17 protein-coding genes are annotated in these 20,993 nt (G+C 53.3%); 13 read left to right on the top strand and 4 right to left on the bottom strand.

All coding sequences use genetic code 11. The features are described 5' to 3' along the window. Positions 1-209: 209 nt before the first annotated feature. Positions 210-1,889, bottom strand: a complete 1,680-nt coding sequence (locus tag PBA01S_RS14440; RefSeq protein ID WP_085170964.1) for an alpha-amylase family glycosyl hydrolase — start codon at positions 1,887-1,889, stop codon at positions 210-212. A gap of 559 nt (positions 1,890-2,448) precedes the next feature. Between PBA01S_RS14440 and PBA01S_RS14435 the strand changes: the two genes are divergently transcribed. The 3 genes from PBA01S_RS14435 (at position 2,449) to PBA01S_RS14425 (ending at position 5,557) form a co-directional block, all read left to right on the top strand. Continuing rightward, positions 2,449-3,840 carry an L-cystine transporter gene (locus PBA01S_RS14435; RefSeq protein ID WP_085279763.1) on the top strand — a complete coding sequence of 464 codons (1,392 nt, stop codon included), beginning with the start codon at positions 2,449-2,451 and terminating at the stop codon, positions 3,838-3,840. A 347-nt stretch (positions 3,841-4,187) separates the two neighbouring features. Then, positions 4,188-4,622, top strand: a complete 435-nt coding sequence (locus tag PBA01S_RS14430) for an NfeD family protein (protein WP_085170866.1) — start codon at positions 4,188-4,190, stop codon at positions 4,620-4,622. Continuing rightward, positions 4,622-5,557: an SPFH domain-containing protein gene (locus tag PBA01S_RS14425; protein ID WP_085170867.1), complete on the top strand. Its 936-nt coding sequence runs from the start codon at positions 4,622-4,624 to the stop codon at positions 5,555-5,557. Before PBA01S_RS14430 ends, PBA01S_RS14425 begins: the two co-directional genes overlap by 1 nt. A 143-nt stretch (positions 5,558-5,700) precedes the next feature. On the opposite strand, the gene PBA01S_RS14420 is transcribed toward PBA01S_RS14425, so the two are convergent. After that, on the bottom strand, positions 5,701-6,375 hold the full coding sequence (locus PBA01S_RS14420) for a PspA/IM30 family protein (protein WP_028539831.1): 675 nt from the start codon (positions 6,373-6,375) through the stop codon (positions 5,701-5,703). 46 nt (positions 6,376-6,421) lie between these two features. After that, positions 6,422-6,646, bottom strand: coding sequence for a PspC domain-containing protein (locus tag PBA01S_RS14415; RefSeq protein ID WP_016313714.1), 225 nt, complete (start codon positions 6,644-6,646; stop codon positions 6,422-6,424). A 317-nt stretch (positions 6,647-6,963) separates the two neighbouring features. On the opposite strand from PBA01S_RS14415, the gene PBA01S_RS14410 reads away from it, so the two are divergent. From PBA01S_RS14410 to PBA01S_RS14375, 8 genes are all read left to right on the top strand, one after another. Continuing rightward, on the top strand, positions 6,964-8,763 hold the full coding sequence (locus tag PBA01S_RS14410; protein WP_028539832.1) for a cache domain-containing sensor histidine kinase: 1,800 nt from the start codon (positions 6,964-6,966) through the stop codon (positions 8,761-8,763). Beyond that, on the top strand, positions 8,756-10,342 hold the full coding sequence (locus PBA01S_RS14405; RefSeq protein WP_164744165.1) for a response regulator transcription factor: 1,587 nt from the start codon (positions 8,756-8,758) through the stop codon (positions 10,340-10,342). The genes PBA01S_RS14410 and PBA01S_RS14405 overlap by 8 nt, the downstream gene beginning before the upstream one ends. A 103-nt stretch (positions 10,343-10,445) precedes the next feature. Continuing rightward, complete coding sequence (locus PBA01S_RS14400) at positions 10,446-11,801, top strand: ABC transporter substrate-binding protein (protein ID WP_127576238.1); 1,356 nt, start codon at positions 10,446-10,448, stop codon at positions 11,799-11,801. Between the two features lie 82 nt (positions 11,802-11,883). Next, the gene (locus PBA01S_RS14395) at positions 11,884-12,834 is read left to right on the top strand and encodes a carbohydrate ABC transporter permease (RefSeq protein WP_036700962.1); all 951 of its coding nucleotides are present in this window, start codon (positions 11,884-11,886) and stop codon (positions 12,832-12,834) included. Positions 12,835-12,839: 5 nt separating this feature from the next. Next, on the top strand, positions 12,840-13,679 hold the full coding sequence (locus PBA01S_RS14390; protein ID WP_028539836.1) for a carbohydrate ABC transporter permease: 840 nt from the start codon (positions 12,840-12,842) through the stop codon (positions 13,677-13,679). A gap of 46 nt (positions 13,680-13,725) precedes the next feature. Continuing rightward, on the top strand, positions 13,726-14,616 hold the full coding sequence (locus tag PBA01S_RS14385; protein WP_028539837.1) for a glycoside hydrolase family 43 protein: 891 nt from the start codon (positions 13,726-13,728) through the stop codon (positions 14,614-14,616). Positions 14,617-14,630: 14 nt separating this feature from the next. Continuing rightward, a complete protein-coding gene (locus PBA01S_RS14380; protein WP_028539838.1) occupies positions 14,631-16,346 on the top strand; it encodes an MGH1-like glycoside hydrolase domain-containing protein in 1,716 nt (571 codons plus the stop codon). A gap of 147 nt (positions 16,347-16,493) precedes the next feature. After that, on the top strand, positions 16,494-17,060 hold the full coding sequence (locus PBA01S_RS14375; RefSeq protein WP_009223964.1) for a flavodoxin family protein: 567 nt from the start codon (positions 16,494-16,496) through the stop codon (positions 17,058-17,060). 441 nt (positions 17,061-17,501) lie between these two features. Here the strand turns inward: PBA01S_RS14375 and PBA01S_RS14370 are convergent, their stop codons facing one another. Next, positions 17,502-18,422: a transposase gene (locus PBA01S_RS14370; protein WP_009223965.1), complete on the bottom strand. Its 921-nt coding sequence runs from the start codon at positions 18,420-18,422 to the stop codon at positions 17,502-17,504. 527 nt (positions 18,423-18,949) lie between these two features. Here PBA01S_RS14370 and PBA01S_RS14365 point away from each other — a divergent pair. Both PBA01S_RS14365 and PBA01S_RS14360 read left to right on the top strand, forming a co-directional pair. Further along, the gene (locus PBA01S_RS14365; RefSeq protein WP_127576237.1) at positions 18,950-19,678 is read left to right on the top strand and encodes a glycerophosphodiester phosphodiesterase; all 729 of its coding nucleotides are present in this window, start codon (positions 18,950-18,952) and stop codon (positions 19,676-19,678) included. A 13-nt stretch (positions 19,679-19,691) separates the two neighbouring features. Continuing rightward, positions 19,692-20,921 (top strand): SLC45 family MFS transporter, encoded by a 1,230-nt coding sequence (locus PBA01S_RS14360; RefSeq protein ID WP_127576236.1) that lies wholly within the window; start codon positions 19,692-19,694, stop codon positions 20,919-20,921. Positions 20,922-20,993 lie beyond the last annotated feature (72 nt).

The following is a 20,993-nucleotide window of genomic DNA, read 5'->3' as shown; positions in this document are numbered from 1 at the left end:
CCATATTTAGGATATTTTACAAACAATTTTTCTGTAATTTCTCATGTCAGGTTTGGTGCAAGGCTAGTGCCTCACATGCTAGTTTTAGCCCGAATAACGTCATTGGAGTCCGTTAGATTTTAAAATAGACGCAAAGTGTGCAAATAACGTCCATATGGTCCGTTACATTAGAAAGCCCTGCAGCTTTGGCTTAGCTGCAGGGCTTTTATCTACTCTAGTATCGCTGTTGAATAAGCGGGTAGCGTCAACGTGTTTCTGCTGAGAATTGCGCCTTCACTCGTTTGCGCAAGCAGCTTGGTGAAGCTCTTGCCGTCGGCTTGGTTCGGATCCAAGGAGACGGTGAGTTCATGCCCCGTCAAGTTGTGAGCGACGAGCACCGCCTGCTCTTCCGTCAAACGAACAAAGGCTGTAATGCCCGGCTGATCCGTTGCATATTCCTGAATCGCGCCGTCCTTTAATGCCGGAATTTCGTTGCGCATCCGAATTAACTGGCGATAATGCGACAGCAGGGAGGTGGGATCGCCGGTTTGCTCGCTTACGCTGAGGCCTTGGATGCCGGCATTGTTCACGGCAGGCTCCCAGGTCGTTTGGCCTTCACTGTCGTCCGGTGTCCAGCGCATAGGCTCACGTATCAGCTCATCGGGCTTCGCCCCAAACATGCCGATTTCCTCGCCGTAATAGATAAACGGATTGCCGGGAAGCGTGAGCAGCAGGCTCGCAGCCATCTTCGCATGCGGCACATCTCCCTCCAGTTGGGTCATAACCCGGTTCTGGTCATGGTTGGTCAAGAACGTCGCGTCAACGAAGCTGCCGCCGGATTTTTCGCTGTACAGCTTATGCGTTCGCTCCAGCGTATAAGGGATATTGGCGTCCTTTTCATTCTTGACGCTGCTGAGGATCGTTTCGGCCAGGCTGAAATTAAACCCGGAATCCAACGCTCTGTCCAAATAGGAGGAGATCAGCGCTGCGGAAGGGTCCCAGATCTCGCCAACGAGGTAGGCGTCCGGCTTGACTTCATTGAGCCCGCTGCGGAATTCCTGCCACCAAGCCACGTTTTTGTTCGTGGTTTCTTGGCTCTTGTCGGTCAGCAAATCCTCGTAGATATGCTTCGCTGCGTCCAGGCGAAACCCATCTACGCCTTGCTCTAGCCAGAATTGGCCGGTCTTGATCATTTCGTTCCGCACTTCCGGATTATCGAGGTTGAGATCCGGCATCCCTTCCCAGAAGATGCCAAGGTAATGGCTGCCGTTCAGGTTATGCCAGGGGTTGCCGCTTCCGGCGGCACTGGTGCCGGACACCTTCCGGCCTTGTTCCTCGGCCCAAACGTACCAATCCCGATACGGGCTGTTTGGATCCGCAGCCGCTTCGGTGAACCATGGATGCTCTTTGCTAGTATGGTTGACCACCAAATCCATAATGACCTTGATCCCGCGCTTATGGGCCTCATTCAAAAACGTGCGGAAGTCGTCCATCGTCCCGTAATCTGGATGAATGTCCCTGTAGTTGGTGACGTCATAACCGTGGTAGCTTGGCGAAGGATTAATCGGCATCAGCCAGATACCGCCAATCCCCAGATCGGAATCCGTCTCCGGGTTTCCATCGTTTAAGTAGTCAAGCTTACTGATTAACCCCTTGAAATCCCCAATGCCGTCACCGTTCGAATCAGCAAAGGAACGAACAAATATTTCATAAAAAACCGTAGAGGGTTGGGAATCCACCGCATCTGGGGCAGCGGCTTTCCCGCCTTCAGGGGCGTTTGGGCTTGGAATAGTCGCAGTGTCGTTGGTATTCCCTGTTGGTTCCGTGGCGGAGCCGTTACTGTCCGATGTACTCGTACAGCCGGCAAGCAGCATTGGCAGCAGCACCATGAGCACGATCAGGAATCGCATTGGGTGCGGCTGAAGCGTTGGGACAGCGCTTCCATTTTGCCGCAGCTGAAATCGCCGAAGAAGACTTGGGATGAGCATCGATCATCTTCCTTTCGCAAAAGTACCTTTATTTCACCATCATACCGGAGTAACAAAGAAAATAAAACGTTTGCACAAAGGAAAAAACGAGAAAATACAGAATATCCAAGCAAATTATTTTGTTTTATGGAATAAATCAATCATTATCTCCTGAATAATTGATTATTTGATGATTTATTTAACTTAAAATGAATTGTCCAGAAGATCGAGCCAAAAATTAACGAAAAAACGATCCAATTCATCCCATTTATGAAAGATATCAGTGTGCAATCGTTAGGATTATAAATGCATGAAGTTGTATCAAAGACTTACCGGATTAGGCGGGATAAGCTTTTTTCATTTAGCGACAAGTTGTGTGAAAATTAATCCTATCAAAATACTTGCATATGTGATATCATACGATTTGTAAATCGCATCTGGGCGTTTACCTATCAGGATGCGAACACGAATTTATGGACTATATTCAGGGGGAGATCTGGTTATGGATACCTTGCGTATCATTATTAATGTAGCCGTTATGCTTGTGCTGATCGGCATTCTGATTTGGATGCAGAAGAAGCACATATCCTTTACCAAACGGGTGTTTACCGGACTGGGGCTCGGGCTTGTATTTGGGGTAATCCTGCAGGCATCCTACGGCGCCGGCTCTGAGGTTATCGCGAAATCAACCGACTGGTTTAACTTGGCGGGGCGTGGTTACGTCGGGCTGCTGCAGATGGTTGTTATTCCGCTGATCATGGTTTCGATTATTTCGGCCATCATGAATTTGAAAGGTAAGCAAAACTTAGGAAAAATGAGCGCCTTGATCATCGCGGTATTGCTGATTACTACAGCGATCGCGGCGAGCGTCAGCATCGTGACCAGCTTGAGCTTCGATCTGAAGGCGATTGAAATCGAGGCGGGGGATCGAGAGCAGGCGCGCGGAGCGGCCCTTGAGGATCGCCTGGGCACAGTGGAAGGCAAGACGATTCCGCAACAAGTGCTCGACTTCATTCCTACTAATCCGTTTGCAGATATGACCGGTGCTCGGAGCACCTCGACTTTGGCAGTCGTTATTTTCTCAGCATTTATCGGGGTAGCAGTACTTGGACTCGATAAGAAAAAGCCCGAACAAGCAGATACATTCCGCAAAATGGTCGAAGCGGTATACGCTGTAGTGATGCGGATCGTGACGTTGGTTCTACGATTGACGCCTTACGGGATTCTGGCGTTGATCACGAACGTTGCTGCTACGACTAATGCGGAAGAAATCTTGAAGCTGATTAAGTTCGTTGGAGCTTCGTATGTGGCGCTGATCGTGATGTTTATCATTCACTTGATTCTGTTGGCCGCATTTGGCTACAATCCGATTCAGTATGTACGTAAAGTGTTCCCGACGCTGGTATTTGCATTCACCTCGCGTTCCAGTGCGGCGACGATTCCGCTCAACGTGGAGACGCAAACGAAACGTCTGGGCGTTCCGGAAGGAATCGCTAATCTGTCGGCTTCGTTTGGTGCAACGATCGGGCAAAATGGCTGCGCCGGGATTTATCCAGCAATGCTGGCGGTGATGATTGCTCCAACCGTTGGGATTAACCCGATGAGCTGGGACTTCATTCTGACGCTGATCCTGGTTGTAACGATCAGTTCGTTTGGGGTTGCCGGCGTTGGCGGCGGGGCTACGTTCGCTTCGCTGATCGTCCTGTCGACGATGAACCTGCCGGTTGCTTTGGCAGGCCTCTTGATTTCCGTTGAGCCGTTGATCGATATGGGCCGGACGGCGCTGAACGTCAATGACTCGATCACTGCTGGCGTGATCACTGGTAAGATCATGGGCGAGAACGACACCGAGACGTTCAAACGCGACGTAGATTTGGATGCTGTAACTGCTTAATCTCCGTTAATGCCGTATGGCACGGATACATGCAAACGAAAACCGCTGGGCGTATGCCCGGCGGTTATTTTTTTGCGAGGAAATGCTTATGTCAGCCGCCCGCTTCTCGTGATTATCCCGTTGCATCAGGGGGCGATTTCCTGTCCAGATGTTCAGATGTTCAGGTGATCCTCTAATCCTCCGTTTTCGATGATGCCCCATTTCTGAACGAAAGGGATAATCCTGCAAAAGGGCATCAGAACAGGAGGAAAGTCCCGAAAAGATAAGAAAACAAAATATTCCTTGATACTTTTTGGTATGTTTCCCGTATAAATAACTATAATGCTGAAAGGTGGTGCAACAGGGGGATGGAAATGTGGGCGATTTGGCTCATCGTCGCCGGAATCTTATTGGTACTTGAGATGATGACGATGACTTTTTACCTGCTATGGCTCTGCATCGGCGCGCTGGTTGCGGTAGTCGTAGCTTGGGTGGCCCCCGAAGCTTACTTCTGGCAGGTCGCTTTGGGCTGTCTGGTCGCTGTCGTCTTGACGGTGTTTACGAAGCCGCTTTCCAGAAAATTTCGCAAGGCAAAAGGGTTTAAGGACATCGGTACCGAACTGGTAGGGAAGCAAGGCGTCGTTGTGGAACCGATTGAACCCGGTCAATACGGCATCGTGAAAGTTGGGGGAGATTCGTGGAGCGCGAAAGCCTCCGTCCCGATCGGTAGGGATGAGAAGGTTCGGGTGCTGGCGCGAAGCAGTACAATTATCGAAGTAGAAAGATGGGAGGAATTGACTTAATGGAATGGGCAATTATTGCGGTAATTGTAGTTGTTGCTGTTGTATTTATCTCGCTGACAGTCAAAATTGTACCGCAACAACGGGTAGGTGTCGTCGAACGACTCGGTAAATTTAACCGCTTGCTGACACCGGGGTTGAACGTCCTGATCCCGATCATCGACCAGGTTCGGACGTATCATGATTTGCGGATTCAACAGACGAATGTACCGCCGCAAACCGTAATCACCAAGGATAACGTACAGGTGCAGATCGATACGATTATTTTCTATCAGGTGGTCAGTCCGGAACAAGCAACGTACGGCATCTCCGATTTTGTGTACGGGGTACGGAACATTACAACAGCTACGCTGCGTCAAATCATCGGTAAAATGGAGCTGGACGAAACGTTATCCGGTCGGGAGAAGATTTCGACCGATATCCGGACGGCGCTCGATGAAGCGACCGAGAAATGGGGCGTGCGGATCGAACGGGTTGAAGTGCTGGACATCCGGCCGCCGGTGGATATCCAAGAAGCGATGGATAAGCAAATGAAGGCCGAACGGAACAAACGGGCGATCGTGCTTGAGGCCGAAGCTGCCAAGCAGGATATGATCTTGCGTGCGGAAGGTGACAAGCAAAGTAAGATCCTGAAGGCGGAGGGTGACAAGGAAGCTCGGATTCGCGAAGCCGAAGGCTTCCGTCAAGCCCAGGAGCTGGAGGCGCTGGGTCAAGCAAAAGCCATCGAGTCGATTGCCGCTGCCGAAAAAGCGCGGATCGAAATGCTGCGCGACGCCGCCTTAACCGAAGCTGTCTTGGCGTACCAATCCTTTGATGCGTTGAAGGAAGTGGCCAAGGGACCAGCCAACAAGGTGTTTCTCCCGTCGAATGCGATCGAGACGCTGGGAAGTCTCGGCGCGATTGGCGAAGTGTTCAAAACAGGCAAGGATGGCAAATAAGAAGCTCTCTCGCTCGGTATTGTCCCGGGGTGAAGACGGTTCATCCGCAGATATGCTACCTTGCCGCCGATCCCGGCTCGATGCCGGCCTAAATGAAAAGAACCGCCCGATCTGTTCGGGCGGTTCCTCTATATATGAACGGCTCAGGAATGCCGGTTCGACAATTGCTCCTTCAGGCGTTCCAGCTCTTCGTTGACGGCGGCGGACTGGGTAATCCCTGCATCCGCGACGCCGGCCGTTCTCCCGTAGCTGGAGGAGACTTCTTGCTGAGCCTCCCAGCTCAGAATTTTCTCTTCCATGCGCTCGAAGCCCCGCGCGGCTGCGCCGCTTTCGATTCCACGGCTGAAGTTCGGTCGTTCGGTCTCGGCTTTGATTTGGACTTTGCGGGCACGGGCTGCCAGCTCATTCCGTTTCTCCTTCAAGCGGGCGAACTCCGCTTTCCCTTCTGCAATGCGAATTTCCAGCTCGGCGACGCGGTCGCGGGCTTCCTGCGCCTCCTTCGCGTACAGCTGTGCTTGCTCCTCGTAGCGGATTTTCTCCGCAGCGGCATGGCGCGCCGTCACTTCATCCCCTTGCTCCAGGGCGGTCAAAGCCCGAATTTCACTTTGCTTGGCCAGATGGGCGATATCTGCGCTTTTTCGCTCCTGAACGGTCGCAGTCATTTGCTGCTCCTTCAACAATTTCTCCGCGGCGGCGATGTCGTCCTCCAGGTTGCGTAAGTATTGGCCGGTCATCAGGACCGGATCTTCCAGTTTGTTTAACACTTCATGAATGGATGCTTTAGCCAGATTGGCGATACGATCAAATACGCTGCTCATTGAAATCTCTCCTTTAGAGTTAATTAAGTTTGGGAACCTTCACCGATCAAAACGGAGCAAACGGGTCATCGTAGCTGTAGTTGCCGATCGGTTCCTTCGGAACGATCAAGCTCGCAATTAAGTACAGGGCAACGATGGTGCCAAAGCTGCAGAATAGCGCCACGATGGCGATCAGCCGCACAACTGTGGAGTCCATCCCAAACCATTGGGCGATCCCGCCGCACAGGCCGGTCAATTGCTTATCCGTTGCCGAACGATACAGTTTTCTCATGGTCAACCACTCGCTTTCATTTATTTTTAAGTCAATCAGGATTATTGAGTCTAAGTTCCTAATGCATCGATTGGGTTATCCGTTGTTCATGTCTTCATTCTACCGGGAATAGCGGCAGCGCATAACGGGCTGGGGACGGTTTGTGAACTGGACCTTGGTCGGGTCGCTCCCTCGTCTGGAAGTCGGGGCAGAGGCTTGGATGCGGGAGGGATTCTGGCTGATGAAATGAAAAATAGCTTGACGCCACGCCTATGTAAGCGCTTATTGCGGGAATTGGGCGTTTTCGTTATAGTGTTGTGCATAAGGGGGGGCGCCCGATGTTTTTTTCTTTGCGCAATCGGCTGATTGCCGTATTTGTCGTCTTATTGGTCATTTCCTTCTGTGTCATGTTCCTGATCAGCTATAACAAATCCAGCGCGATCCTGCGCTCTGACAGCGAAACGGCGGCATTGGAAAAAATGACGGCCTACACCGCACTCATCAACTCCACGATTGGCCAAATCTACGATTTCTCCTCAGTCATCTATAACAGTGACATCACGAATGAGTGGAGTGAATTTGTCTCCGATCCCACGCAGTCCGAAGGGCAGAAGATGCTGAAAAATATCCAGCTCAGCAAGTTTCTGACCCGGACGGTGAACAACTATTCCATCATCGCCACCGCCTCGATCTATCGCAAAGACGGGCTGTATGTCGGTCTGGACAACCGGATCTTGCAGGACCCGTCGTTTTTGGAGACGGACTGGTATCGAAATTTTTACGAGTCTGAGCAGCATTGGGCCCCGGCGGCGGTGGATCCGTTTGAACCGGTGCGTTTGAAGGAGCATGAGGTCATCAGCTTCCTGATCCCGATCGGGACGTTCAGCGTTTCCCAAGCTACCGCCATCATGAAGGTGAACGTTCGCGCTGAATACTTCAAGGACCCGCTCAGCCAGGTGCATCTCGGAACCCATGGTACGATTTTTTTGCTTAGCGGCGAAGGTGAACCGCTGTTAGGCCAGCCGTTATCAGATTTCAGCGAACCGGTCCTGAACAAGCTGGGGGAGATCCGGGAGCGGGGGCCGCGGGAAGGCGTATTTTATGCCAAACCTCAGGGCGAGGACATGATCTACGTCTATAAAAAACTGCAATTTAACGATTGGATGCTCGTTGGGGCGGTCTCGGAAAATGAACTGCTGGCCAACCTGATCAATCTGAAATCAGGGATTTTGGTGGCGACCGGGACACTGTTGGTGTTCGCTGTCCTTGCGGCCGTCTGGATTTCCTACAGCATTACCAAACCGCTGGGCGGCTTGGTGGCAGCGATGCGGCTTGTCCAGCGCGGGGAGTTCGCCCAGGCGGAGCAGCGTATTCCTGAGCGGCAGCAGGTGAACCATGAGGTCGGGTTCGTGACGGCCACGTTCCGTAACATGATTGTACGGCTGCGCGCCCATTTGAAAAGCGAGTTTGAATTGAAGCTGCGCCGGCAACAGGCGGAATATCGGGCGCTGCTGATGCAGATTAATCCGCATTTTTTGTTTAACACGTTGGAGTTACTCAGCAGTCTGGTGATCCAGAGGCGAACGGATGATGCAGTTGACGTTATCGAATCGCTAGGCAAAATGCTGCGCTTCTCGCTGAATGCCAAAAGCGATCTGATCCCGTTGCGTGACGAAGTGACGTATACCGAATCTTTCGCTGCGATTCTGCACCATCGGTTTGCGGAACAGCTGGTTTTGACGCTGGAGAACGCGGTGCCGGACCGTCCGGTGTATATCGTGAAGTTTATTTTGCAGCCGCTTGTGGAAAATGCCGTGAAATACAGTCAGGTCAAAAACGACGTTGCCGTTGTGCGCATCCGGATTTGGGAGGAGGATCAACGGCTGCTCTTGCAGGTGGCCGACAACGGAGTTGGCATGGAGCCGGACTTGGTGCGGCAGCTGAACGAGGAGTACCAGCATTCCCAACTGGAGCAGGTATTAAGCACCGGCGGGAGACAGATCGGCTTGCGGAATATTTTGGCCCGGTGTGCGCTTTATTATGGAGCTGGCTTTGCGTTTTCGATTCAATCGGCGCCCGGGGAAGGGACGACGATCACACTGAGTTTGCCGATAGGGGAGGGAAATGCGGATGTATAACGTGCTGCTGGTTGATGATGAACGGGAGATTCGTCAAGGACTAAGGCTAAAAATCGATTGGCAGCAGCTGGGCCTCCAGATCGCCGGGGAAGCGGGGAATGGTCAGGAGGCGCTGGAGTGGCTTCAGACCGGGGACTGCGACATTATCATTACCGATATGCGCATGCCGATCATGGACGGGGTGGAGCTGCTCGAAAGCTGTTCCCGGCAATATCCGGATATTCGTCTGATCGTGCTGACGGGATATGACGATTTTCAGTACGCCCATGCGGCGATCAAAAATCGCGCCAGCGACCTGCTGCTCAAGCCGGTGACGCGGAGCGAACTGGCCGGAGCCTTGGGCAGGGTCGCTTCTGAGCTGGACCGGGAGCGCTCGGCGCAGGCGGAGCGGAAGCTGGCGGAATGGAAGCTGTCCCGCTACCTGGAGGAAATGAAGGAGCAATTTATTCAGAGCGTGATCCGAGCTTATCCAGGCAGCAGCCACCTGTGGCCGGAACGGGTTCGGTTGTTTGGCTTAAATGAACTGGCGGAGCAACCGGTGCGTTTTGTGGCGATCGGGTTACCGCCGGCACCGGAAGAAGCGCCGGAGGAATCCGGCCTGCGTCTGCCGTTTGAGCTGCTTTGCCGCGAGCTGGCGGGTACAACCGGTTCTGCTCCCGGTATCCCGGTCTTTCGGGAAGCGAAGCATCCCGACTTGCTGTTTGCCATCGTGCCGGGCGATCCAGCCGCTGTGCAAAGCTTCTCCAGCCAAGTGGCTGATATTGTCCGCAGCTATTTGAAACAGAAGGCGCTGGTGATGGCCGGCGAACCCGTGCAAGGTCTGGAGGCATGGCGGGAGGGGTACCTTTCCTCCGTGCTGGCCTGGTATATGAGCCGGCACACGCAGCAAGCCGGAGCGGAGCCTACGCGGGGCCTGGCGGATCCGGCACAGCTGGCGGCCCAGGACAAGCTGAAGCTGCTGCAGCGGCATTTGGCCGACGGCCGCAAGGCAGCGTTTGAGAAGCTGGTGGAGGAGGAGCTCGCCGCCGCGCTGGCTTTCTCGCACCCGCAGTTTATCAAGCTGATTTTCCAATGCTGCTTGGCCATCGAAGCGGCAGCGGATGCCATGGGGCTTGCGCTGCGGGAGAAGGACGAGATCTGGTTGGATCCGGAGCGAGTATGGGGGCTCGGCACCGTATCCAAAGCCTGCGGGTTCCTGTATGGGCTGGCGGAGCCGCTGTTTTCGCTGAAGAAGGGGGACAGTACAAGAGAGGAGCCCTCCATCGTTGAAGCGATGAAGGACATGATCGAACTGAATTACATGAACGATCTGAACCTATCGCAAATCGCCGATCAGTTCCACTACAACCTGTCCTATTTGTCCGATCTGTTCAAAACCAAAACCGGCAAATCCTTTCTCCAATACTTGACCGATGTGCGCATGAACAAAGCGGTGCAGCTGCTTGATGAAACCCCGTTGTCCTTAAGCGATATTGCGGAGCTGACGGGCTTCTCCAATGCCAGCTATTTCAGCACCAAATTCAAGAAGGTGTTTGGGGTCAGTCCATCCGAATACCGGCAGAAAGATAAGAACATCTAAAAAAAGTAAAAGTCCAATGCCCAAAGAAATTGGATTCTTCTCCTTTTTTGTATGCGCTACCATTTAATCAGCAAGACCATTCTCATAAAGGGGGAAGGAAGAGATGAAGAAGACAAAGGCGATATTGTTGGCCAGTTTGTTGCTGGTGACAGCCATCTTGGCTTCGGCGTGCGGCTCCGGGAACAGCAATGCTGGGAGCGCAACGACCGGGAATACGAACCAGCCGTCAGAGGCGGGAGGTGCTGCCAGCGAGGAGCAGGTTGAGCTTCGCGTCATGTGGTGGGGGGACCAAACCCGGGCGGATATTACGACAGCCATGCTGAAGAAGTTCGAGGAAAAACACCCGAACATCAAGGTGATTCCCGAGTTCTCTCCTTTTGATGGTTATTTCGATAAGCTGAATACGCAGCTGGCATCGGGGACGGCCCCGGACCTGTTTACGTTAGGGAGCAATATCTTGGAATATGCCACCCGGGATGTACTGCTGGATATCACTCCGTACGTCGGCAATGAAGTCGATACCAGCAAAATTTCGCCGCAGCTCATTAACGTGAACACGTTTGAAGGTAAGCTTCGGGGGATCTCGATTGGGGCGAACTCGACGGCGATTCTCGCGAACACGGCGCTGTTTGAGAAGGCCGGTCTTTCGCTGCCAACGAAGGAATGGACATGGGACGATTTTGTCAAAATCAATGAACAGATTGCGGCGACGGGCGAAGGCATTTACGGCTCGTACGATTATTCCGGCGAGATGGACCAGTTTGGGGTATATCTGACTCAGCGCGACAAGATGATTTACAATGAGCCGGAGAAGAAGCTGGGCTTCGAGGCGGCGGATGTCGCCGAGTGGTTTACGCTCTGGGAAGGCATGCGGAAAGCAGGCAGCATCGTAACGCCGGAGCTGCAAATCTCCGCTGATCCGGACGACACCAGCATGTCTCTGGTGGCAAAAGGCCAAGTGGCGATGCAGTTTATTCCGACAAACCAATTTGCTGATTTCCAAAAAATGTCCCAAGATAAGCTGACGCTGATTCCAGTTCCGATGGGACCCAACGGCAGCATGATCTCTGTTCAATCGAGTCAAAACATCGTGGGCTATGCCAATACCAAGCATCCGAAGGAAGTCGCGATGCTCATGGACTTCTGGGTGAACGATCCCGATGCGGCGAAGATCCTCGGCAACAACCGCGGTGTGCCGGTCTCCTCGGAGATGCGGGCCGTTCTAAAGGCGGAAGCCTCCGAAACGGATAAAGTGGTCTACGATTACCTGGATATCGTGGCGGTGGATGATGTTGACCTGCTTTACAACGTTCCGGGCTCCAACGAGTTTAAGCAAGAGCTGCTGAAAGCCAGCCAGAACGTGGCGTTCGGACGGATGGACATCGCGAAGGCGGCAGATGATTTTTATGCACAGGGACAAAAAATCTTACAGGCGAACTTGAGCGCTACGACAAATTAACCAGCCTGTCACAAGGAAGAGGGGAACCGCTGGGCTCCCCTTTTTCTGAACCCAGGAATGATGGTTACGGAGGTGTTGACTTATGGATTCGGTGACAGGTGTGGCAACCCAAACGATCGTAAAGCCCAAGCGACGTCGAGCCTTGAAACGGAACTTAACGGGTTATTTGTTCTTGTTGCCCTGGTTGATTGGATTTTTTTGCATGGCGATTGGGCCAATTTTGGCTTCGCTGTATTTGTCCTTTACGAACTATAACATGTTGAAGGCGCCGGCTTGGATTGGGATGCAGAATTTTACGGAGATGTTTACGGGGGATGCCACGTTTACTCATTCATTGAAGCTGACGTTTCAGTACGTGTTCCTCTCTGTTCCTCTGCGGTTGGTGTTCGCCCTGGCGGTGGCGATTATTTTGAATAAAGGGTTAAAGCTGCTTGGTTTGTATCGGACCGTCTATTACATCCCTTCGTTGTTAGGGGGGAGCGTGGCGATTGCGGTAGTTTGGAAAAAAATCTTCTCCGGCGACGGATTGTTTAACCGGTTTCTCGAAATTTTTCATATTAATGCACCCGATTGGGTGGCGAATCCGAGCTACATTATTTATTCCATCGTTGCGCTGTCGGTTTGGCAATTTGGCTCGTCGATGGTGATATTCCTGGCGGGACTGAAGCAGATCCCGGGGGAAATTTACGAAGCTGCGGCGGTGGACGGTGTCAGCCGGACACGTCAGTTTCTGCGGATCACACTGCCGCTGTTGTCGCCGGTGATCCTGTTTAACCTGGTGATGAACATGATCAGCTCGTTCCAGGTATTTACCTCCGGGTACATTATCGGGGACGGCCATGGCGGGCCGATCGATTCGACGATGTTTTACTCGCTGTACCTGTATTTGAAGGGCTTCTCTTACTTTAATATGGGTTACGCTTCGGCTATGGCTTGGGTGATGTTGGTGATCATTGGGATATTTACAGCGATCGTATTCGCTTCCTCAAAGTATTGGGTTTATTACGGCGACGGCAAGGACGAAAGGAGCTGAGATAGATGGTGTTGCGGCTAAACTTAAGCAAACTGTGGAGACACGTGGTGGTGATTGTGATCGGGACGATCATGATTTATCCGGTGTTGTGGATGATCAGCAGTTCATTCAAGCCCAATGCGGAAATCTTCTCGGACATGGGATTGTGGCCGGACTCCTTCACTCTCTCCAATTACGTCAACGGCTGGCGGGGGATTCAAGGGTACTCGTTTGGGCATTTCCTGATCAACTCCTTTATTATTGCGGCGCTGGCGGTGATCGGTAACGTGATCTCCTGCTCGCTGGCCGCCTTTGCCTTTGCGCGTTTAAATTTTACGGGGCAGAAATTTTGGTTCAGCATGATGCTGATGACGCTGATGCTGCCGTTTCAAGTGACGCTCATTCCGCAATATATTCTGTTCCACACGTTCGGATGGGTGAATACGTTTCTGCCGCTCGTGGTACCGAAGTTTTTTGCGTTGGATGCGTTCTTCGTACTGCTGATGGTGCAGTTTATCCGCGGGCTGCCGATGGAATTGGACGAAAGCGCCCGGATCGACGGCTGTGGATCTTGGCAAATCTATTCGCGGATCATTATGCCGCTGTGCGTACCGGCGGTGATAACAACATCGATCTTTACGTTCTACTGGACGTGGGATGACTTCTTTGGGCAAATGATCTACCTGAACAGTCCGAAGCTGTTTACGGTCATGATTGGCTTGCGCTCCTTAATCGACTCCACCAGCACGTCGAACTGGGGCTCGCTGATGGCAATGTCAACGGTGGCGGTTGCCCCAGTCATTGTGATCTTCCTGATCTTCCAGCGTTATATCGTCGAGGGGATTTCGACGACGGGGCTGAAGTAAGCTGACAGGACGGTGAACTGTACACGACTTCTAGGAGGGATTGGTTATGACCTTGGCGTTATCGGACATCCATATTCGGGATCCGTTCCTCCTGCCGATGCCGGCGGAAGGCAAATATTATATGTACGGCACGATCGGAGAGACGTGCTGGAAGGGCAAACCGCGCGGGTTTGACGTTTACGTGAGCACGGATTTGGCGGCATGGGAAGGTCCTTACCCGGCGTTCCGCCCGGAGCCGGATTTCTGGTCGGACTTCAACTACTGGGCGCCGGAGGTGCATGAGTGGCAGGGGCGCTACTACATGTTCGCCACCTTCAAGGCAGACGGCCGATGCCGGGGCACGCAAACGCTGGTGGCGGACAGCCCGCTGGGCCCGTTCCAGCCGCTTGGGGACGGGCCGTTGACGCCGCGCGATTGGGAGTGCTTGGACGGGACGTTTTACGTCGACCCGCAGGGCGAGCCCTGGATGGTATTCTGCCATGAATGGGTGCAGGTGCAGGACGGGAAGATTTGCGCGGTGCGTCTAAGCCGCGAGCTGGACCGGGCGGTGTCTGAGCCTGTGCTATTGTTCCGGGCTTCGGAGGCACCATGGGCCGAAGGGATTCGCGGCGGGGCCAATTACGTCACGGACGGCCCCTTCCTGTACCGCGCTGATAACGGCGAGCTGCTGCTGCTCTGGTCCAGTTTTAGCGACGGCGGCTACACGATCGGCTGCGCTCGCCAAGCTGGTGGAGACATTACCGGCCCGTGGGTGCAGGACGCAGAGCCGTTGTATAAACGGGACGGCGGCCACGGGATGGTGTTCCGCACGTTCGCGGGCGAGCTGCGACTGGCGATTCATACGCCAAACGACAGCCCCAATGAACGTCCGATCTTCATCCCGGTGACGGAGCAGGACGGGCGATTATACGCGCATCCGAAAGAAGTGCAGAGATAGGTGAGGTTGGACAGATGGGGGAAATGGGAGAGATGGGCGTGTTGGAGCGGTTGCGCAAGATGGAGGTTGTGTCAGCTGTAGGCGGAGAAGGTTTGCGTAAGAGCACGGATCAAGCCGTGCTGGAGGAGTTTGCCGCTTCGGGCGTCAAATTCGCGGCGAACGAAGGGAGCCCGCTGGAGCGGGTCTATTACGCCGGCGTGCGCAAGCTGCTCGATTGCATCGTGCCGTCGGTGAGCGGCGTGCCGGTGCTGCATGAAGGCGGCGTGTACCTCGGCACTTGGCTGGAGAGCACCGGCACGATCAATACCGAGCTGCTCAGCCGCTTTGTGCCGTCGGTGGCGCAGGCGACCTTCACCTTGTTTGCCGATTACCAACGCTCCGATGGCCTCATGCCCTACAAGGTGACCGGCACGGGACCGGCATACCGGCAAATCCAGATGGTCACGCCGCTGGCCCGCTCGGTATGGAACCACTACCGCCTGAACGGCCGGGCGGACCGGGAGTTCCTGGACAAGATGTACCGCGCCATGGAGCGGCACGACGCCTGGCTGGCCGCGTTCCGTGATACGCGGGGGACGGGCTGCGTGGAGGCGTTTTGCACGTTCGATACGGGGCATGATCTATCTCCGCGCTTCTGGCATGTGCCGGATACGTCGCATCTGGGCGACCCGCGCCGGTACGATCCGGACTCGCCGGTGCTGCCGTTTTTGGCGCCGGATCTGACGGCTAACGTCTACTGTCAGCGGCGTTATTTGGCGGACATCGCCGCGGAGCTGGGGGCGGCAGCAGGACCGGAGTGGGCAGCTAAAGCGGAGGCGAGCCTGTCCAGCCTGATGAATCATTGCTATGATGCGGAAGACGGGTTCTTCTACGACGTGGACGCGAGCGGACAGTTCGTCCGCATCCAGTCTGACGTGCTGCTGCGCGTATTGGCTTGCGAGGTGGGGGACGGGGAATTTTTCGCTTCGTCGCTGCGACGATATTTGCTGAATACGCGGAAGTTTTTTGCCAAGTATCCCTTCACTTCGATTGCCATGGACGACCCGCGGTTTGATCCGTCGTCGGCCTACAACACCTGGGCGGGGACGACAAACTTCCTTAGCTTAATCCGTGCTCCGCATGCGTTTGAGTACCACGGGCGGCATGTGGAGCTAACCTGGGTACTGCAGCCGATTCTGTCGGCGATGGCCCGCATGGAGCGTTTCGCACAGTGCCTCAGCCCTTGGACGGGAGAGGAAGGCTTCACCGAGACCTACTCCCCTGCGATTTTGTGTCTGCTCGACTATGTGGAGCGGTTGTGCGGCATCCTGCCGACGCCGGAGGAAGAGCTGTGGTTCACCGGGCTGCTGCCTTATCCGATGGATCACGGGGAAGTACCGGCCGAGGAAACCGCGTATGCCCGGAAAGTGGACGGCACGGTATTCGAGCTAGTCAATACGCGTGAAGGCAGCACCGTATACCGGGACGGGGAGCCGTACTGCCGGTTTCCCTACGGGACCCGTCTCGTCACCGATCGACGCGGTGAGCCTAAAGCGCTCATCGGGATGAGCGTTCGGACGGTGGAGGGTCTGCTGGAATTTGGGGGCCGAGCTTATCCGGTAAACCTCGGCGGGAACGAGGTTTGGCGATTGAATCGGAATAGCGCGGTTTCTAGTCCCGGATCAGGGCCAAAGTCAGCTTCTGCTGAAGCTTTGGCAGGTCCCGGTGTCGTTCTACCTACGTATCATTAGACAACCCCCTGCACGTTTCCCGAAAAAACGCCATAAACTTATGAAGATTGCATATATTTCAGATGCCTGTCGCATAACAATAAATAGGCGTAAAGCAGGCGCAACTTCGGGAAGTTTCGCTTGAGAATTCGGAGGGGAGTGCAGGGAATGCGCATTGCTGTCATTCAGGGAAGTGCAAGGAATGGAGGAAACACGGAGGAACTGACGCGGCTGGTTTTAGAGGGGTTACCCTATACGAATATCATCCTGCGGGAGAAAGAAATCAAACCGATCCACGATCAACGGCACGACGAAGGCGGCTTCGATCCCGTGGACGATGATTACGACGAGCTGATCCTGCAGGTGCTGGAGCATGATATTTTGATCTTCGCCACGCCGGTATATTGGTACGGGCCATCCGGCTTGATGAAGAACTTCATCGATCGCTGGTCGCAAAGCTTGCGCGATGTCCGTTTCAACTTTAAAGAGCGGATGGCGGCCAAAACAGCCTATGCCGTCGTGGTCGGCGGCGATAATCCGCGGATCAAAGCGCTGCCGCTCATTCAACAGCTGCAGTACACGTTTGATTTCGTGGGGTTACCGTTTGCCGGTTATGTGATCGGCAAAGCCAGCAGACCGGGCGAGATCTTCAAGGACGCCCGGGCGATCCGCGAGGCTGCGGCGCTAAACGCCGAGCTGCGAAAAGCCGAGCCGTTGGCGGTGAATCGTTCCTAATCTTTACTTTCATAGACAGATGGAAGACCGACGTGCGGTTGCATTTGCAGCGGCACGTTTTTCTTATGCTCCCTTTGTCGAAGATAGGTAGGAACCTATGCAGCCGCCCTCTTTTTCATGATTATCCCGTTGAATCAGGCAGTAGAGAAAGAGAAATCGTTGTTACGAAAAAGCGCTTTGTCTGAGGAGAATAGCCTGCTTTGAAGCAGTCGAGAGCTAAGTCCTTACTTAATCGTAAAAAACCTAAGATAGCCCTAGGAATACGACCTAGGAGTATGACCAATATGGCAGATTGAAGCTGAGGCAAGAAGGCAAGTTACAAAAGTTAAAGGAAGTAATAGATCGTCCAGAATTGAAAGTGAAATTCAGATTGAAGAGGACAAGAAGTTCAAGTCCAGATCCAGATTATAAAGACAAGTTTAATGCCCCGAGCGTTTCAATTTACGCCGCTGTTGCAAGGAACGGCTTCCGATGGCGTGCGTTCTGGTGGCGTGCGATTAACTGTCGGTAAGGGATCGCAGGAATGGACAAGCACATCTGTAGCAGGTTCTGGCGCATCTCTTCCTCGGAACAGGACATGCGCAGGTGACGGCGGACGGTGTACTCATTCAAATACGCCTGCAAATGTGTTAACCCCAAGGCGACATACGTGCGTCTGATCGAGTCCCTTGCTTGTCTCACGACTCTCCGTAAGGGCAGATACATCCGATAAACGAAAGGGAACCACCGCTTGGTTGAGGTATGGACGTCTACATGTTTGTTGATGAACGCGACGAGATCGCACCGGGTAGCCCATTGCTCGCTTCCTCTTTTATGTGATACCAGTTGGATCTTCACTCGCCCGGGTTCACCAGACTCAGTTACCGTGCAACCGGCGACGACTGCGGTGGCATAAGGTTGAGAAACTGGATGAAAACGGTTGGGATCCGTTCCATACTGATCGCGGTTCACCTTTACCTCTCCAGAAAGCAGATTTCGGGCATCACATTCGCTGAGGCTATGGCGGATTTTGTGCAGCATGAGCCAAGCGGTCTTGTAGGTAACTTGGATTACCTGACTCAAACGGAGCGCCGAGATGCCGTCGGGAAGCAGGAACAGCTCCAAGGCTTGAAACCACTTCACCAGGGGCAGATGAGTTCTTTCAAATATGGTGCCAACCAAAGGCGAGGCTTGATAGCTGCATCTTCCACATTCAAACAAAGGAAGGCGACGGGAGGACACGCGGGTACATTCGGTAAAAGCGCAGCGCGGGCAGACGAAGCCGTTTGGCCACTTCATAGCGATGATCGCCTCGATGCAGTCGGCCTCACTTTGAAAACGGCTGCTGATAGATTGAAGCTCCGGATTCATACCTAATTCCAAGTCCGATCCCTCCAATTCAAATTCCTCTAGTTCACTAAATACGCACGTACGTTCTCTTTTTTTGTCATTATATCAAACATATGTTCGTTAATCAAGAAAAAAATCCCAGATAACCATCTTATCTTCGTAAAAATCGGAATGATCAGCTCCACGGGCCACCTCATTTCAATCCCGTTCATGGATTTCCCAATTCTGAGCAAAGGGGATAATCGTGCAAAGAGACTAGAAGAGATCCCGCATTCTGAAACAAAAGGGATATTCGTGCAATGAGGTGCAGTAAGAGGATCCCTTTTCTCGATCCCCATTCTGATTAAAAGGGATAATGGTGCAAAGAGGTAGCTAGAAGACTCTCTTCCTAGATCCCCCAATTCTGAGCAAAGGGGATAATCGTGCAAAGAGGCGCAGCGAGAGGATCCCTTTATCGATCTCGCTATGGGGTGCTTTTTTATACAGGCCTAACAATGCAGGATTATAGTAGGGGAATGTTTAATATTAATTTTAAATAAATGCCTGGGAGGATGATCCTTTTGAGCGATATTATTAATTTTGCGCATCGCGGGGCTGCGGGGTATTACCCGGAGAACACGATGCTGGCTTTTGCCAAAGCTCTGGAGCTTGGGGCGACCGGTATTGAAACGGACGTGCAGATGACGCGCGACGGAGAACTGGTTCTCATCCATGACGAGACGCTGCAACGGACGGCGGGAACGCCGGAGTGGGTCAAGGATTTGACTTTGACCGAAATTAAGCAACGGGAGGCGGGATCCTGGTTCCGCGAGGAGTTTGCGGGTGAGCGCATTCCAACGCTGGAGGAGTTGCTGGACCTCGTTCGGAACACGGATACCATCGTCAACCTCGAACTGAAAACTGGCGTCGTATTATACCCGGGCATCGAGCAAAAGGTACTGGATACGGTGCGCCGCTTTGGCTTAAGCGAACGGATCATCATTTCCAGCTTTAATCACTATTCTCTCGTTGAATGCAAAAGGCTGGCTCCGGACATCCGTACCGGAATTTTGTACATGGAAGGCCTGTATGAACCGTGGGATTATGCGAAGCGGGTGGGCGCGGACGCGCTCCACGCTTATCAATACGCGCTGACGCCAGAGCTGGTGGCGGAGGCCAAGGCGAACGGAGTCGTTTATCATCCGTTTACGGTAAACGATACAAAGCTGATGCAGGCGCTGATCGCAGCGGGTGTGGCCGGTATCATTACCGATTACCCGGATCGCTTGGCTGAACTGCTGGTCAAATAAGGAGCGTGTACGGATGAGAAAAACATGGCTGCTGGGTCTCGGGTTTTTTAGCATTAGCTTGACCTGGGCGTTGTACAATGCGTTTGTTCCGCTGTTTTTGGACGACTATTTGAAGAGCGCCGCGATGATCGGGTTTATGATGACGATCGATAATTATTTCGCCATTGTATTGCAGCCATGGATTGGACACCGCAGTGATAAGACGAATACCCGATACGGACGGCGGATGCCTTATCTGCTGATTGGCATGCCGTTAGGGGCTGTGTTTGCGGCTTTGATCCCTTGGCATACCGGGTTCGTCACACTGGTATTGTTTATGGTGTTAATGAATTTATCGATGAGCTTATTCCGCGCACCGACGGTGGCACTTATGCCTGACATTACGCCAGAGCCGCAGCGGACCAAAGCAAACGGTATTATCAACTTCATGGGCGGCATTGGCTCGGTGCTGGCTTTTGGCATCGGCTCTCAGCTTTATGGGATCGGCTCGTATATGCCGTTTCTTTTTGCCGGAGTTGTGATGCTCATTTGTTTGTTGGTTCTGAAGACGGTGATCCGTGAACCTGCCGCAGCGCTTGTGGCGGGGTTCGCCGAGGATGATGAAGCCGGCAGGAAGCCAAAACCGCAGATTCGCATCAAGGACCAGCTGGACAAGACGACAGTATTGATTTTAGGGGCCATTTTCTTCTGGTTCGTGGCTTATCAAGGCGTTGAGGCATTGTTCACGTTGTACGGCACCAAGCAGATTGGGATGAACGATGCGGAAGCTTCTTTTTCGTTGACGTTCTTCTCGCTTGCGTTTCTGCTATTTGCGTTGCCAAGCGGCTGGCTGGGAGCCCGTTATGGGAAAAAAGCGATCATTTCCATCGGTGTCGCCGGATTGTTTGTTGTGTTTGGTGTGATGGTGTTCGTTGACTCTGTTCTGTGGCTGCGCCTGCTGCTTATTGTCGGGGGGATCTTCTGGGCGTGTATTAACATCAACTCTTACCCATGGATTGTTGCCACCGGGCGGGAGGAGAGCATCGGGACGCGTACAGGGATTTATTACTTTGTATCTTCCCTGGCCGCAATTACATCGCCTCCGCTTCTTGGCTGGGTGATCGATGCGTTTGGTTATCCGGCGCTGTTCATCAGCGCGTCCGTTGGGATGTTGCTGGCGTTATGCTGCCTGTTCGGCATCCCCCGGGAACAACAGCGCTCCGGGAAGGAGCCATTCGATCAGGCACCCATCGGCATGAAATAAATGGATATATCCGTTATGAAAAAACAGCGGGTCTTCCAGCGCGATGAAGCGTGGGGGAGACTCGCTGTTTTT

Origin of the sequence: Paenibacillus barengoltzii NBRC 101215, assembly GCF_004000745.1 — a bacterium.
GTDB classification, from domain to species: domain Bacteria; phylum Bacillota; class Bacilli; order Paenibacillales; family Paenibacillaceae; genus Fontibacillus; species Fontibacillus barengoltzii.
Note: the sequence above shows the minus strand (reverse complement) of the source record. Positions and strands in the feature narration are given on the sequence as shown.

Coding starts and splice junctions, on each gene's coding strand:
- PBA01S_RS14410 (WP_028539832.1), top strand. CDS start 6,964: ATGTTTTTTTCTTTGCGCAATCGGCTGATTGCCGTATTTGTCGTCTTA.
- PBA01S_RS14360 (WP_127576236.1), top strand. CDS start 19,692: ATGAGAAAAACATGGCTGCTGGGTCTCGGGTTTTTTAGCATTAGCTTG.
- PBA01S_RS14385 (WP_028539837.1), top strand. CDS start 13,726: ATGACCTTGGCGTTATCGGACATCCATATTCGGGATCCGTTCCTCCTG.
- PBA01S_RS14440 (WP_085170964.1), bottom strand. CDS start 1,889: ATGCGATTCCTGATCGTGCTCATGGTGCTGCTGCCAATGCTGCTTGCC.
- PBA01S_RS14390 (WP_028539836.1), top strand. CDS start 12,840: ATGGTGTTGCGGCTAAACTTAAGCAAACTGTGGAGACACGTGGTGGTG.
- PBA01S_RS14415 (WP_016313714.1), bottom strand. CDS start 6,646: ATGAGAAAACTGTATCGTTCGGCAACGGATAAGCAATTGACCGGCCTG.
- PBA01S_RS14435 (WP_085279763.1), top strand. CDS start 2,449: ATGGATACCTTGCGTATCATTATTAATGTAGCCGTTATGCTTGTGCTG.
- PBA01S_RS14400 (WP_127576238.1), top strand. CDS start 10,446: ATGAAGAAGACAAAGGCGATATTGTTGGCCAGTTTGTTGCTGGTGACA.
- PBA01S_RS14430 (WP_085170866.1), top strand. CDS start 4,188: ATGGAAATGTGGGCGATTTGGCTCATCGTCGCCGGAATCTTATTGGTA.
- PBA01S_RS14420 (WP_028539831.1), bottom strand. CDS start 6,375: ATGAGCAGCGTATTTGATCGTATCGCCAATCTGGCTAAAGCATCCATT.
- PBA01S_RS14395 (WP_036700962.1), top strand. CDS start 11,884: ATGGATTCGGTGACAGGTGTGGCAACCCAAACGATCGTAAAGCCCAAG.
- PBA01S_RS14425 (WP_085170867.1), top strand. CDS start 4,622: ATGGAATGGGCAATTATTGCGGTAATTGTAGTTGTTGCTGTTGTATTT.
- PBA01S_RS14405 (WP_164744165.1), top strand. CDS start 8,756: ATGTATAACGTGCTGCTGGTTGATGATGAACGGGAGATTCGTCAAGGA.
- PBA01S_RS14375 (WP_009223964.1), top strand. CDS start 16,494: ATGCGCATTGCTGTCATTCAGGGAAGTGCAAGGAATGGAGGAAACACG.
- PBA01S_RS14380 (WP_028539838.1), top strand. CDS start 14,631: ATGGGGGAAATGGGAGAGATGGGCGTGTTGGAGCGGTTGCGCAAGATG.